Below are 15,171 nucleotides of genomic sequence, written 5' to 3'. Positions count from 1 at the left end.
AACTACTCCTTGCTTTCTTTATTAAATAAATCATATGTATTTCTACAAAACACATTTAATTTTTGTAGAGCATGAACCAGTACAGCTTCTTCTTCTTCAGATAAATCTGTCACTGTTACCTTTACCATCTCTAAATGAAATTTTTCATGAATTCTATAAAGCAACTTACCCTTCTTGGTAAGACTAATTTTAACTACTCTTCTATCTTCCTCTGATCTTACTCTCTCAACATAACCTTTTTTAACAAGATTATTAATTGCAATTGTCAGTGTTCCAACTGTTATACTTAATTGTTTAGCTACTTCACTCATACTTTTTGAATCATAATAACCTATAGCCTCAACAGTATGAACTTCTGTGATAGACACATCATTAAATCTACCAGACTGCAATGCATATTCTTCTATGTTTAAAATCTCATTAAAGATATCCACGAGAAGAGAATTGATAATACTATGAGTATTATTCATATTGCCTCCTAAATATATTTTGATAATCAAACTTTTTTATATTCAAAGTATATGGGAATTATTTATTTGAGTCAATAGATAGTTTTTCGCTATATATGCTTAAAATTAGATATTTAATCCATTTAATTAAAAATAGCTATGATTATTTCACTTTTATGTAGCGAAAACAATCATAGCATTATATTATTCCGTATTTATTATCAATTAATTCATAATTATGTAATTAATCTAAACATCATCATACCAAAACACAAACATTATATAGAATAAATCTATATATATTCAGCGTTCTCCTCTTCAAGTTCAAAACATTAATAAATTATACAATTCACAATTTATTTACACTTATTTCAATCTTTATCTTTACATTGCTCACATATTCCTTTAAGCACTAACCTATGTTCTGTTAATACAAACCCTGTTTGATTCTTAAGCATCTCTTCGATTTGCTGCATTGGGCATGGTACCTCGATTTCCTTATGGCATTCAGAACACTCTATTTTATGCATATGTTTATTTTTTCTTATTGCAAAAGAGTATTTTCCATTGCCTAAATCAAACTTTTCAATTATTTGTTTAGCTTCAAACACTTCTAAAGTTCTATATACTGTAGAAAGATTTATATCCATTCCCACCGATCTGCATTTGTCATAAATATAATCTGCAGAAATACTAGAATCACTATCTGAGAGAATCTTATATATGGCTATCCTACTCTTTGTTACCTTTATTCCTTTTTCACCTAAGTATTCGCCAACTCTCATATTTTGCTCCTAACATTTTTCTTTCATTATAACATATATTGTGCTGTTTTCAACATATTGAATTATATATAATTTTACATTGGATTCCTTCATATAATACTTGTCCATTTTTATCTTATAGGCGTATCGTTTCACAACAAAGTTTATATTTTTAAGTTCTCTGCTCATCTTAAGTAAGATTTTAATCATAACTTGAGGAATGAACCTATATATCTAAATTATGCAAATATCATTTTCAATCCAAAAAACAGAAGGATTATACCACCTATATAATCTGCATATTTTGAAATTAATTCTATTCTTCTCATATATCTTGAAAAGAAAAAAGCACATATACTAAGTACAAATGTTACTATTCCAATTGTTATAGAATTAAATAATATAGAAATTGTACCTTCAACATGGTGAAACACTGTAAATCCAACTACCAAGGCATCTATGCTTACTGAAATTCCAAGAATAAAGTACATCTTTGGGTTTAACAATAAACATTCATCTTTTTGCTCCATCCCATCTTTTATCATCATTACTCCTGTAAAAGCAATTACCATACCACCGATTATATTAGGTATAGAAGTAACATATTCTTCGAATAATACACCAAAGTAAGTACCTAAAAATGATAATAAAAACTGAAAGAAACCAAATGAAATAGCGAAAATTATTTTCTTGGTTTTACTCACACCACAATTTATACCTATACTCAAAGCAATAGCCGATGCATCCATTGCAAGTGCAACTGAAATGATTAATAAGCTTTTCATTTCCATAGTTTGTCCCTCTTTTCTCCTAACTTTCAAAGCCTAAGCATATATTTACATAACTCATACAATATTATTATATTTTCAAGTCTCTAAATTTATTCTTCAAATACCATACCTTCAAAAATTAAACCTATCATAGTATTCGAACTTAATTATGAGACAATTCTAAATATATAAATTATATTTTTTTGCACTAATAGCCTTTATATTTGTCATACTTTATAGTATAGTATTCATTGTACGTATTATTTAACCAAATAGTATAGCACATTTGAACTACTCAGTACAAAGGAGAGATATAATGAATTGTATTGTTGCACAATCAGGCGGTCCAACTTCAGTTATAAATTCTAGTGTTTTTGGTTTAGTTGAAGCTAATAAGGATTTAAATATATATGATAACATCTATGCTGGTTTAAACGGTATAGAAGGAATATTAAATAGAAAGATAATTAATTTATCTGAAATGGATAGCTCAGAGCTCGAAGTATTTCAACATACTCCATCATCTGGGTTAGGCTCATGTAGGTACAAGCTAAAAGATTCTTCTGAATGTGAAGATGAATATGTTTTACTTATGTCCATACTTAATGAACTAAATATAAAAGCTTTCTTTTATATAGGTGGAAACGACTCAATGGATACTACTGCTAAACTAAGCAGATATGCGAAAGATCATAATATCGACATTAAATTTATAGGTATTCCAAAAACTATAGATAATGATTTAATGTATACTGATCATACCCCAGGCTTTGGTAGTGCTGCAAAATTTATAGCCACTTCTACAATAGAAACTTACTTAGATTCTACTGTGTATACTGATAATGGAATTTTTATATTAGAAACAATGGGCAGAGATACTGGTTGGTTGGCTGCTGCTGGAGCTCTAGCTACTGTGGGAGACAAAAAAGCAGCGGATTTCATATACCTGCCAGAAGTTGCTTTTGATACAATAAAGTTCATAAATGATGTTAGAGAAACATTTAAGAGAAATAGCCATGTTTACATAGTTGCATCTGAAGGTCTTAGAGATTCAAATGGTGATTTTCTAACAATGTCTTCCCAAGGTGGAGCTCATGATAAATTTGGTCATACTCAGCTTGGTGGCGTTGCTCACTATCTTCGTACTCTAATAATTAATGCAGGCATAACTAGCAGAGTAAAAACTCTAGAACTGGGAGTTTTACAAAGATGCGCTATGCATTCAGCATCAAAAGTTGACTTTGATGAAGCTAAAATGGTTGGCAGAGATGCTCTTAAATATGCTGCAGATGGTTATTCTGGCTATATGGTAGCTATAAAAAGAGAAGAAACTGATGTATATAGTTCTTCTACCTTCTTAATAGAAGCAGATAAGGTAGCTAATAAAGTTAAATACTTCCCTATAGAATGGATAAATGAAGAAGGTAATAACCTAACTATTGAGGCTATTGAATATCTTAAGCCATTAGTCTTTGATCAACCGGCTTATAAACTTTCAGACTCTCTACCAAAATATAGAGTTTTCAGAATGTAGTTGTTCTTAATTACATATTTACATATATATAGGCTATGTGAACATTGGTTCATATAGCCTATATTGCTGTATTGTCTATTATTATATATACTCTTCTTCATATATAAATGTATCAGAATAAAGATTCTTAGATTCGTAGAAATCTTTATTTTGAGCTCAAGTACAGAAGTAGTTTATCAATTCAGCGGAATAGATAATAGACTATTGATTAGTATAGATGTTTTCTTATTATATACTCCAATACATTTAGAAACTCATTAATTTCATTTACTGTATTGTACATACCAAAACTTATTCTTACCATACCAGGTTTTCTCCCCCTACTTCCGCGTATGAAGTTTAGTACTTCTTCATCGGTAACGTCCAATAAACGTTTAGCATAAGGCTGAGCACAAAAACAACCACTCCTTACTGCTATTCCTCTTAAATCTGATAACATACCAGCTAGATCTTCGTGATAAATATCTCTTAAATTGATAGATATTAATCCTAGTTTGCTTTTATCATTCAAATCACCATAGGTAATAACATCAGGCATACTTTTTAACCCATCCGAGAGATAGTCTCTAAGTAAGTCTTCATGCTCCTCAATGTTATGAAATCCAATCCTGTTAAACTCATAAATAGCAGCCACCAACGCTATAACTCCTAACACATTTGGTGTACCACCTTCATCTTTCTCAGGTGCATCTAGCCAGTAAACTTCGTCATCGGTAACAATATCTACTGTTCCTCCACCCTTTAACAATGGTAACTTATTATCAAACTTATGCTTTTTACCAACTATTGCTCCACTTCCAAAAGGTGCATACATCTTGTGAGCAGAAAAAACTAAATAGTCAATATCATCATCCTCATCAGTATAATTCATATTAACTTTTCTATGCGGAACTAATTGCGCCCCATCCACAATTATTTCAGCACCATTCTTATGAGCAATTTTAGCTATCTTATGAATATCGTTTATATAACCAGTAACATTGGAGGCCCCTGTTACACTAACTAATTTTATACTTCCTTTAGCTTTTTCTAATTTTTCTTGAAACTGATCAATTTTTAATCTCCCATTATGATCCACCTCAACGTATTCAACTACACATTTTTCTCTCCAAGGCAAGTCATTTGAATGATGCTCCATTCTTGTTGTAAGGACAATTTCCGAACTATCTTCAATCAAAACATTAACAAGAGCATTAATACCTTCAGTTGTATTTTTCACAAATATTACAGTATAGTCATCTCTATCACTAAGATTGAAAAATTTTAATATTTCATCTCTCGCATCGTTATATAGTTCTGTACTTACTTTTGACTTATAGCCTTTACCTCTACCTATAGATCCATATAGTGGTAAAAACCTATTAACACAGTGTAAAACTTGCTTCATAGCAGGTGTTGTCGCAGCATTATCAAAATTAATAGGAGTTATTTTTCGTCCATTTGCTAAAGGAATAGCTTGTTCTATACCTAAAAATAATTCTCTAAAGTTCATTTCTCTCTTTTTCATCATAACAAACTCCCTCCAATATATACTATTCACATATGGTTCTAATGTACATCAAACTCTTTATATTCTTATATTTTTACAATTATTTCAATATTGCATAGATATATCCGAGTTTCCAAGGAGGCCACTGATATGAATTACTTACAAAACTTATTAATATCTCAAACAAGATGATACATTATTTAACATATTGCAAAACCTTATAAATTTAATCTCATATACCACTATAATAAGGTTACTTTTAAGAATATTATTTCTGCACGATATTTTAACATTCATATAATAAGAATTAAATTTTTGATATATTAGTCTACTTTCATTAATTCTTCATATTATTTAAACATATAATTATAAGAGTTTTATTTGGAGGTATTAAAATGTATCCTGACAGGAAGTACATGGATAAACCAATTAATGATGATTTAAGCTTTGAGCCATTTATAGGAGAATATGATTCTCCTTTTTCTGAAAATCTATTATCTATTTCTGAGAATACCACGTTATTTCCAGATAAGTTTGTTCCATTTTCAGAGAGTAATGTTCCTTTTTTAGAGAACTCAGCTCCTTTTTCGGAGAATGTAGTTCCATTCTCTGAAAATTCAATACCTTTTACAAACAATCTATATTTAAATGGATTTGATAATAGATCCTCAATTGGAGATAACTTCAACAAAATAAAGCTTTCTTCAACATATTGGTTTAATTCACTTTTCAACAGTTCCACTGAAATTAACAGGGGTTATGTGCCAGTCCCTGTTCAACTTTTTGAAGATATAGATAGTGACTTCGATGAAAGACTTACCAGCGATAAGATTAATGAAATATTTAGTAAAATAGAAGAGAATAACAATTCAATTTTGAGAAGCCTAGAAGCCTATAAGATTCCTTTTCCAGTTTCTAAAATGATTGTAAAGAAATTAATTGCACTTTCTATAAAGTATTCTTCAAAGGAATAGACAAAAAAACTCGCTGAAGTTTTGTTTTTCAGCGAGTTTTTTTGCGTACTGCTTTTTAATATCTGTTAACAACTTTTTTATAAATAAAAATCTATTTATCTATTATTCATATCTTAAAGCATCAATTGGATCTAACTTTGCTGCTTTTCGAGCAGGATAAATACCGAAGAATATCCCTACACTCATAGAAAATAATATTACAAGAAATATATGTTTAATGTATAAAATAGGCGTAACATTTGCTAATCTCCCTATAGCAAAAGCACCTAAAATACCTATGACCATTCCAACTACTCCACCTATTAAAGATATAATAACTGATTCAGTTAGAAATTGAATTAAAATCAAATTAGTAGTAGCACCTATTGCCTTTCTTATACCTATTTCTCTTGTTCTTTCAGTTACTGACACAAGCATAATGTTCATTACTCCGATTCCACCTACAAGTAAGGATATAGCCGCCACTGCTCCTATAAATGAAGTAAATATATCTATAACCTTATTTACTTGCTCAACCTGTTTCATAAGCTTTTCTCCAGTATATACCTCTTTACCTTTGTTATTATGTCTAGCTTCTAAAATATTTATTGAATCACTGGTTGCAGTATCAACTTTATCTTTTGTCTCAGCTAAAACATACATACTATCAAAATTATCACTAAGATCATAAATATTTTCTATTGTAGCAACAGGCATAGCTATAAACGCAGGAATTTGGTCTTGAGCAAATCCTACCATAAGTTCAGAAGATTTGGTTACACCAACAACTGTCACTTTTTTAGGCGAATTATTTCTTCCTATTAATATGGATTCTCCTGTAATATCTTTATATCCAAATAGATATTCTGCAGTAATTTCATCAACAACTGCTACATTTTTTCCAGCTTCCATCTCTCTTTCATTGAAAAACCGCCCAAATAGGAACTCATAATTCTGTATATAACTAAAATCTGTGTTCCCTCCATATACTACAGCTCTCTTGCTTTTATCACTTACTCTTACAGTTCCTGATTTTTGTATTAATGGAGATATGTATTTAACATTTTCGCTCTTGTCCTTTATAGCCTTAACATCATTTACATTAAAATAATCTGATTTAGTAATTTGTTGTCCAGACACCTTTAGCTCAACTGTAGAGGACCCAATTTTCTCTAACTCTCCAGTTATACTAGCTTTACCACCATTTCCAAGGGATAGTATTGCAATAACAGAACTTATACCTATTATAATTCCTAACATGGTTAAAAATGATCTTAACTTATTAGCTTTAATGCTGTCTAGGGACATTCTAAAGTTTTCTATAAAGTCCATGTCAATCCCCCTAAATTAATTTATTTTAATTTGAGAACTATCTTAATGTCTAAAATTCAGAATCATTCTAAGAATGGAATTAAGTTTTTAGCACTGTATTATTGACAATTATCCTATTTTCAACCTTTTCATCGTTAATTATTAACCCATCTTTAACTTTCACTAATCTTTTCGTGTACATTGCTATATCTGGTTCGTGAGTAACCATTATTATAGTAGCTCCTTCTTCATTTAAATCCTGAAATATCTTCATGACCTCTAAACTGACCTGCGAATCTAGGTTTCCTGTAGGTTCATCAGCCATAATTACTGATGGAGAATTAACTATAGCTCTTGCGATGGCTACCCTTTGCTTCTGTCCTCCAGATATCTCATTAGGCTTATGCTTTATCCAATTTGTAAGTGAAACCTTTTCTAAAGCTAAGAGTGCCCTACTTCTTCTTTCCTTAGCTGAAATACCAGCATATATCATTGGTAACTCAACATTTTCAAGTATAGTCATCCTAGGTAAAAGATTAAAATTTTGAAAAACAAAACCTATCTCTTTATTTCTTACTCTTGCTAACTCATTGTCAGTCATATTTGATACGTTCTCTCCATTTAGTATATACTTTCCCCCATCCAATCTATCTAAACAACCAAGTATATTCATCAAAGTACTTTTTCCTGAACCTGATGGTCCCATAATTGAGGCAAACTCACCTCTATTTATTTTAAAGCTTACTCCTTTAAGTGCAGTAAAGTTTAGATCTCCTGTTTTATATGTCTTGTATATTTCCGATATTTCAATCATTAGATCCTCCTTTACCACTAAGCTTAACCGTAATTCCGTCTCTTATCGTAGTACTTGGATTTAATATTATCCTTTCGCCTATATTTATACCCTTAATAATTTCAGCGTTTATCTCAGATTGTATTCCTAACTGAACATCTCTTTCATATACTCTCCCATTAGCATCTACGGTATATACAACATACCGCCCTCCTTTTACAGCTTTTATTGCCTCCATTGGTACTGCTACCACTGAATTTTTCTCAGCAAGTAAAATATCAATATCTACATCAAATTCCGCTTTTAAATCTTCATCAGAATCGGAAAGTTCAATTTCTGCATCCATTGTTACATCATTACTCGTAGCATTAGTCATCATGCTAATTCCTGATAATCCTTTTTTACCAGAAGGACTAATAAAAGATATTTTTCCATTGTACTCTTTGCCATTGCTTCTGATTGTAGCAGTCTGATCCAGTTTTACTTTATCAATATCTGATTTCCCTAAAGATACAACTACCTTTAAATTTTCCAAATCCTCAATAGTTACTGCAGCAGAAGTAGGATTCACTATACTTCCTGTAGCTGCATTTAATGCAGTGATAGTTCCATCAAAATCAGCAGTTAAGTTCTCTGGCATATATCTTAGCCTAGAATTAGCTGACTCAAAAGCAATTTTAGCAAGAGCAACTGTATTATCCATCTGCTTAAGTTTTTCTTCAGAAATTGGTTGTATGCTATTTCTTTGCATTTCAAGTGTAGTTAGAGTTTTTGATAACTGCTGCAAAGCACCTATGCTTGCAGTGCTATCAGTCTGAGCTATTGTAGAATCTTTCTCATTATTATCTAAAGTGCTAGCTGCCTCTTTCGAATATTTTTTTTCTTTATTTGTTATCTTATCTTTTAATGCACTTACAGTATTTATAAAGCCATAATTATTAGTTACTGCATTTTTACCTAACTTAAACTGCTCAATCTTGCTCTTAACATCTGCTATTTCACTATCTAGATCAGTAATTTTACTGTTCATCTTAGCATTTTGGTTCAATAAATCCTGCTTTTGCAAAATTGCACTATCATATTGAATCTTTGCTTGCTTAGCCGCATTTTGCAGTTCCGATACATCGAAGCTCATTAGAATGTCACCTTTCTTCACTTTGTCTCCAATCTTGAAGTTGATACTAGTGACCTTTAACTGTGAACCGTAATAATCTTTAATGTTTTTGGCCTTAACAATCCCTGTGGTATTTAAATAAGACTTAATGTTTTCTTTCGTAACTATTATAGTTTTTGCAGAAATGTTGTTAGACCTATTTCTTCTAAATTGAAAAAATCCAAAAGCAGTGCATATTAAAGTTATTACTACAATTAATGTTATTATCTTTTTTCTTTTGTTCATATCTTCTAATGGTTCACTTCCTTTCTTAAGCTTCTTGCCTATTTACAGTATTATTATATATAATAGTTTAAATAATATTATTAATAATATTATTTAATTGAATATTTGTGTAAAAGTGAGATGGATAGTATAATTAATCGTGTTTGCATGTGTGTAACAAAATTAAAATCACAAATTTAATTTTTCTTACATACATTTATAATTGTCAGTATAAAGGAGTTTTATTTATGATAATCTTAAGTTGTAAAAATATTAAAAAAAGTTTTGGTATAGATGAAATTTTAAAGGATGTAACTTTTAATATAAATGAAGGCGAAAAAGTCGGGCTTATAGGAGCAAACGGTGAAGGAAAGTCTACATTATTTCGTATACTTACAAGAGAAGTGTCTTATGATAGCGGTGAAGTTTTTATAGACAAAAATAGCACTTTGGGATATCTCTCACAGCATCTTGCGTTAGAAAACTTTAACACAATAATGGATGAGATGCTTATAGTTTTTTCCGATTTAATGAATCTTGAAAAGAAACTAAAAACTATTGAAGAAAAAATGAATGAACCTTATGACATATCAAAACAAGAATATCATGATAAGTTAATTAAGGATTATACTCAAGGTCACGAACTATATGAAAACAGAGGCGGATATATTTTTAGAGGAGAAATCTCCAGAGTATTAAAGGGCCTCGGCTTTACAGAAGAGGACTTCGATAAGCCTATCAATGTTCTTAGCGGTGGCCAGAAGACTAGGGTAGCTCTATGTAAATTACTTTTAATTAAGCCTGATTTACTTTTATTAGATGAACCTACTAATCACTTAGATTTAGATGCTATTGAATGGCTTGAAGAATATCTTAAAAGCTATAAGGGAACTGTTTTAGTAATATCTCATGATAGATTTTTCTTAGACAGTATAACTACACATACCTACGAGCTTATAAATGGCCATGTTAACTGCTATAATGCTCCGTATACTAGATATTTAGAACTTAGAAAAAAAGACTATGATGCAAAATTAAAGGCATTTAATCTGCAGCAAGCAGAAATTAAAAGACAAGAAGATATTATAGAAAAATTTAGATCTTTTAATAGAGAAAAAAGTATACGTGCTGCGGAAAGCAGACAAAAGGCATTAGATAAAATGGAAAAAATTGATGCTCCTGATAGAGAAAAAAATGGAACAAGAATTTCTTTTCAATCACAAATTAAAAGTGGTAATGACGTAATTCATGTAGAGAATCTATCCAAAGGATACAGTGATAAGTTACTATTTGAGGATGTTAACTTTGATCTTAGAAGAGGTGACAAGGTCGCGCTAATAGGCGAAAATGGTAGGGGTAAGACTACACTTTTCAAGATAATTATGGGAGATATAAAAGCTGATAACGGAATCACCTATTTAGGAAAGAATGTATTTTTAGGTTACTACGACCAAGAGCAGTCCAATTTGAATCTTGATAAAACAGTAATTGATGAAGTTTGGGATGAATTTCCTAAGATGTCTACTACAGAAATAAGAACAGCTTTAGCCTCTTTTCTATTTTTCAATGAAGATGTATTTAAAAAGATAGAAAATTTAAGTGGTGGAGAACGTTGCAGGATAAACTTACTGAAGCTTATGCTTTCTAAATCCAACTTTCTATTACTAGACGAACCAACAAACCACTTAGATATAATGTCAAGAGAAGCCTTAGAAGAAGCCATACTTGATTACGATGGCACTTTAATTGTAATATCTCATGATAGATATTTTTTAAATAAAGTTATAAATAAAATATATGAATTAGAACAAAGTGGCATTAAAGAATATCTAGGAAATTATAACTATTATACTGAAAAGAAGAAAAATCCTAATAGATATGAAGGATTAGAAGAGGAACAGCTTGGCAAGACTAAAACTCAAATCAAGGAAGAAAGAAAAAAGAAAAAAGAAGCTGAAAAACTAGAAAAAGAAAATAGTTTAAAATTGAAAAATTTAGAAAAAGACATCTCTATACTAGAAGAAAAACTATTAAAATTGCAAGAAGATTTATGTTTAGAAGAAATATATTCCAATCCAGTTGAGAGCGGAAAGGTTAATAAGGAGATTGTTTCTACTCAAGAAGAAATAGATCGCTTATATGAGCAATGGGAAGAACTAGAATCAAATTCTTAAAAGTTATGAAAAGCCTTGAAAGCTCTAGCTTTAGCTGATATAAGAACTTTATAATTCCAATATAGTGAAGAATAGGCTCTAGTGAGTTCATATCATCTAGAAGCCTGTTTTTCTATGTATATGCCTGTTCTATCTTAACCCAGTAGATCCAAATCCACCACGATCACTATTTCCAAAAGACTCCACTTCTTCAAATTCTAATTCTGGCATTACCTCCATTATTCTAAACTGTCCTATTTTATCCCCGCTCTTAATCCAGGTTCCTTCACACTCCACTTCAGATAAAGATTTATTTGAGAGTGTTTTTGAACATTTCTCTAAATGTCTTCCTTGTAAACAATATACTGGCATATGCCATTGATCGTTATCACCTATATATGTATCATCAACAACACCAACTGAATTAGTTTGAATAATTCCCCACGTTTTGAATGTTGAACTTCTAGGTGCTAAATGAGCTTCCCACCCCTCTGGTAATTCTAATGCAAATCCCAATGGTATCATTGCTCTTTCTCCAACTTTAATAAATACATCTTTATTTGCATATACATCAATCCAATTGCCTTTTTCTATTTTTTTCAACTTGGTTGCTCCTTCAAAATACTTAACCCTTATCTTCATGCTTAATATCTTCCATCCTTTTTCAATATAGTTTTGATATCATAGTAAAACACCGGTTATCTATAAGTTCTTATTAAGTTACAGATATCATTTGTACCATTAATTATATAAACTTTTTTATGTTTTCTATATAATTTTCACAGGTATAGTTTTCTTATATTATAACAAAAAAAGAAAAAATAGATAAGATGCCTAATCGGCATCTTATCTATTTTATAATTTACTCATGTTATATGAACCAGAATCCGCAGCCACAGAATCCGAATAACAATAATAAAATCCAGAAGCCATCAAACCCAAAACCATCGCAGTTATTACCAAATCCACCACAGTTATTGCCGAAGCCTCCACAACCATTATTGAAGTTGTTGCAGCATCTATTTTGATTAAAGTTTGCTAAAACTTCTCTTCTAATTCTGTTAACAGCTGTAACTTGACGTTCTCTATGATTGCTATTTATAGTAACCTGATCGCTTGGAACATATATCGGATCTCTAAAAACGCATTTATCTATTGGTTGAACTATCTTATAAATACCATCTCTCAACCCTTCGAATACAGCTCTACCATTTCTATCAGTAATTTTTGATGATACAAAACAGAACTTAGTATCACAGCCACAAGTATCCAATCTTAGTAGAAAAACTCTTACTCCACTGATTGGTTCTCCATCTACACTTATAAGTCTTGATGTAAATACTATTCTGCCACCTTTTCTTTCGTGATGATGGTCATGATCGTGATCATGATGATGTTCATGGTCATCGTGACATTCATCATGATGGTCATCATGATGATTATCGTTGCATCCACTATTACGTTTTTCTTCTCTAATGGTAGATTCATTAAATTGCTCTAAGTCTATATCTACGTCAAAGTTATTTTCAATATTCACCTGATTATTTGACGCAAAATCACTACCAAGTTCATGATTACCATTTAGCCATTCTAAAGTTTCATTGTTATACAGACTATCATAATCTGAGTTATTAAGATTATATAGATTGTCAGAAAATTTCATACCCACAGTGGTATCCCTCCTTTTCATCCTTCTTCTACATATTATGTAAGAGATACCAGTTATGTGATTAACTTCGACAGTAAGATAAATCATAAGTTTTTGTTTTAAATATAATTTAATATATGCGAAAAGACAACCAATGTTCAATATTGGTTGTCTTTAAACTCTACTAAATATTTTAATATTAACTTAATTTCAGAATCTTGAATGACATTGGCTCTAAAACTATTTTGCCATCAATCACTTGTTTTTTATTCTCATATAGATCGTAAGCTGGAGCATTAATATCTAATGAATACTCATATTTATCTTCATTGTTGTTTATTAACACCAATACTTTCTCATCTCTATAACTTCTTATGAAACCTAGCGCCATTCCATCCTTGCATATATTAGTATAATCCCCATACACAAGAGCCTTAGATTTTTTTCTAACATCATTTAAAGATTTATATAACTTAAGCATATCTAAATCTTGTTTTTCTTTTTCCCATATCATACATCTTCTACAATCAGGATCGTTTTTACCTTCCATTCCGATTTCATCACCATAGTATATATATGGGATTCCTATATACGTGTATTGAAGCGCAATAGCAAGTTTCATCTTGTCTTTATCGCCTTCGCACTCAGTTAAGAACCTAGCAGTATCATGACTATCTATAAGGTTTAGCAGCTGCCTATTTACTGAATTCATATATAAAGCTCTGCTCTCAGCAAGTATATGATCAAGCTCATCCGCATTCATAACTTTCCTTGCAAAAAAATCTAAACAGCATTCTCTAAAAGGATAGTTCATTATTGAATCTAACTGATCACCTTTTAAGAAAGAATTGGATTCATGCATTATCTCACCAATTATGAAACCATCTTCCTTTGATTCCTTAACAGCTTTTTTGAAGTCTCTCCAAAATGCATGATCTACTTCATCACAAACATCTAGTCTCCAGCCGTCTATTCCTATCTCCTCAATCCAATACTTAGATACTTTTAATAAATAATCTTTAACTTCAGGATTGTTTGTATTCAACTTAGGCATTCTTGAAACCTTATTTGCAAATGTTAGATAATTTACTTCCTCAATATCTACTGGGTATGAGTCAACAAAATACCAATCCTTATACTTTGATTTCTCACCTTTTTCTACTAAATCTTCAAAGGCAAAGAAGTCACTTCCCGAGTGATTATAGACTGCATCTAAAACAACCTTAATTCCTTTATCATGGCATTTTTTAACCAGTTCTCTTAGTGTTTCATTATCTCCAAACTGAGGATCTATTTCATAGTAGTTAGTTGTGTCATATTTGTGGTTAGATCTTGACTTAAATATTGGAGTCATGTAAAGTATGCTTACGCCTAAGTCACTAAGATAGTCTACCTTATTAATTATACCTTGTAGATCTCCTCCAAACATAGTTTCAGGAGTTACTTTATCTCCCCAAGGAAGCGTCCCCTTAGGATCATTATTCTTATCTCCATTAGAGAATCTATCTGGGAAGATTTGATAAACTACCCCTTCTTGAGCCCATTCTACCTCTTTATATAGATCTGCTTTACAAAGGAATGGGAACTGGAATGCATTAGGATTACTAGGTTTTTTATCAACTAAACCTCTTTCATTAAGGAAGACCTTATTATCTTCTAAATCTGTTAATTCGAAGAAATATCTAAATCTTTTTTCTTCTACTTCAATATCAATTTCATAATAATCAAAAAGATCAGAGGTATTTGCTTTTTTCAATTCTATAGTATCAAATTCATTTTCCCAATCATATCTATCCTTATAATAAGCAACTACTGATTTTAAGTCGTCTTTTGCTGTTCTAAGCTTTAAATGTAAAGATTTATCTCCTGTTCCATAAGCGTAAGGAGCCTCTGTTATATGATGTATTGCATGTTTATTCATATGTTCCA

General features: G+C 30.8%; 13 protein-coding genes. 3 read left to right on the top strand and 10 right to left on the bottom strand.

Going from position 1 to position 15,171, the window contains the following annotated elements:
- Positions 1 to 2: 2 nt before the first annotated feature.
- The 3 genes from JHL18_RS14775 to JHL18_RS14760 all read right to left on the bottom strand — a co-directional run bounded on the left by JHL18_RS14775 (position 3) and on the right by JHL18_RS14760 (position 2,004).
- Entirely contained in the window at positions 3 to 470 is a 468-nt protein-coding gene (locus tag JHL18_RS14775) for a MarR family winged helix-turn-helix transcriptional regulator (RefSeq protein WP_183276440.1), read from the bottom strand.
- A 350-nt stretch (positions 471 to 820) separates the two neighbouring features.
- On the bottom strand, positions 821 to 1,234 hold the full coding sequence (locus tag JHL18_RS14770; RefSeq protein ID WP_200270523.1) for a Fur family transcriptional regulator: 414 nt from the start codon (positions 1,232 to 1,234) through the stop codon (positions 821 to 823).
- A 218-nt stretch (positions 1,235 to 1,452) separates the two neighbouring features.
- The gene (locus tag JHL18_RS14760) at positions 1,453 to 2,004 is read right to left on the bottom strand and encodes a manganese efflux pump MntP (RefSeq protein WP_200270519.1); all 552 of its coding nucleotides are present in this window, start codon (positions 2,002 to 2,004) and stop codon (positions 1,453 to 1,455) included.
- Between the two features lie 295 nt (positions 2,005 to 2,299).
- On the opposite strand from JHL18_RS14760, the gene JHL18_RS14755 reads away from it, so the two are divergent.
- The gene (locus tag JHL18_RS14755; RefSeq protein WP_200270517.1) at positions 2,300 to 3,517 is read left to right on the top strand and encodes a 6-phosphofructokinase; all 1,218 of its coding nucleotides are present in this window, start codon (positions 2,300 to 2,302) and stop codon (positions 3,515 to 3,517) included.
- Between the two features lie 208 nt (positions 3,518 to 3,725).
- On the opposite strand, the gene JHL18_RS14750 is transcribed toward JHL18_RS14755, so the two are convergent.
- Positions 3,726 to 5,027, bottom strand: coding sequence for an aminotransferase class V-fold PLP-dependent enzyme (locus tag JHL18_RS14750; protein ID WP_200270515.1), 1,302 nt, complete (start codon positions 5,025 to 5,027; stop codon positions 3,726 to 3,728).
- Positions 5,028 to 5,401: 374 nt separating this feature from the next.
- Between JHL18_RS14750 and JHL18_RS14745 the strand changes: the two genes are divergently transcribed.
- Positions 5,402 to 5,980, top strand: a complete 579-nt coding sequence (locus tag JHL18_RS14745) for a hypothetical protein (protein ID WP_200270513.1) — start codon at positions 5,402 to 5,404, stop codon at positions 5,978 to 5,980.
- Between the two features lie 102 nt (positions 5,981 to 6,082).
- On the opposite strand, the gene JHL18_RS14740 is transcribed toward JHL18_RS14745, so the two are convergent.
- From JHL18_RS14740 to JHL18_RS14730, 3 genes are all read right to left on the bottom strand, one after another.
- Complete coding sequence (locus JHL18_RS14740; protein ID WP_200270511.1) at positions 6,083 to 7,291, bottom strand: ABC transporter permease; 1,209 nt, start codon at positions 7,289 to 7,291, stop codon at positions 6,083 to 6,085.
- Between the two features lie 79 nt (positions 7,292 to 7,370).
- Positions 7,371 to 8,084 (bottom strand): ABC transporter ATP-binding protein, encoded by a 714-nt coding sequence (locus tag JHL18_RS14735; RefSeq protein ID WP_200270509.1) that lies wholly within the window; start codon positions 8,082 to 8,084, stop codon positions 7,371 to 7,373.
- Positions 8,077 to 9,462, bottom strand: coding sequence for an efflux RND transporter periplasmic adaptor subunit (locus tag JHL18_RS14730; RefSeq protein ID WP_200270507.1), 1,386 nt, complete (start codon positions 9,460 to 9,462; stop codon positions 8,077 to 8,079). Before JHL18_RS14730 ends, JHL18_RS14735 begins: the two co-directional genes overlap by 8 nt.
- A 227-nt stretch (positions 9,463 to 9,689) precedes the next feature.
- Here JHL18_RS14730 and JHL18_RS14725 point away from each other — a divergent pair, with 227 nt between their 5' ends.
- A complete protein-coding gene (locus JHL18_RS14725; protein WP_200270506.1) occupies positions 9,690 to 11,615 on the top strand; it encodes an ABC-F family ATP-binding cassette domain-containing protein in 1,926 nt (641 codons plus the stop codon).
- A 129-nt stretch (positions 11,616 to 11,744) separates the two neighbouring features.
- On the opposite strand, the gene JHL18_RS14720 is transcribed toward JHL18_RS14725, so the two are convergent.
- The 3 genes from JHL18_RS14720 to JHL18_RS14710 form a co-directional block, all read right to left on the bottom strand.
- Positions 11,745 to 12,236, bottom strand: a complete 492-nt coding sequence (locus JHL18_RS14720; protein ID WP_200270504.1) for a dUTP diphosphatase — start codon at positions 12,234 to 12,236, stop codon at positions 11,745 to 11,747.
- Positions 12,237 to 12,465: 229 nt separating this feature from the next.
- Entirely contained in the window at positions 12,466 to 13,263 is a 798-nt protein-coding gene (locus JHL18_RS14715) for a prealbumin-like fold domain-containing protein (RefSeq protein WP_200270502.1), read from the bottom strand.
- Between the two features lie 178 nt (positions 13,264 to 13,441).
- Positions 13,442 to 15,163: a glycoside hydrolase family 13 protein gene (locus JHL18_RS14710; RefSeq protein ID WP_200270500.1), complete on the bottom strand. Its 1,722-nt coding sequence runs from the start codon at positions 15,161 to 15,163 to the stop codon at positions 13,442 to 13,444.
- Positions 15,164 to 15,171 lie beyond the last annotated feature (8 nt).

Source organism: Clostridium yunnanense (assembly GCF_016595795.1).
GTDB classification, from domain to species: Bacteria; Bacillota; Clostridia; order Clostridiales; family Clostridiaceae; genus Clostridium_AR; species Clostridium_AR yunnanense.
This window is presented reverse-complemented; position numbering and strand designations above follow the sequence as displayed.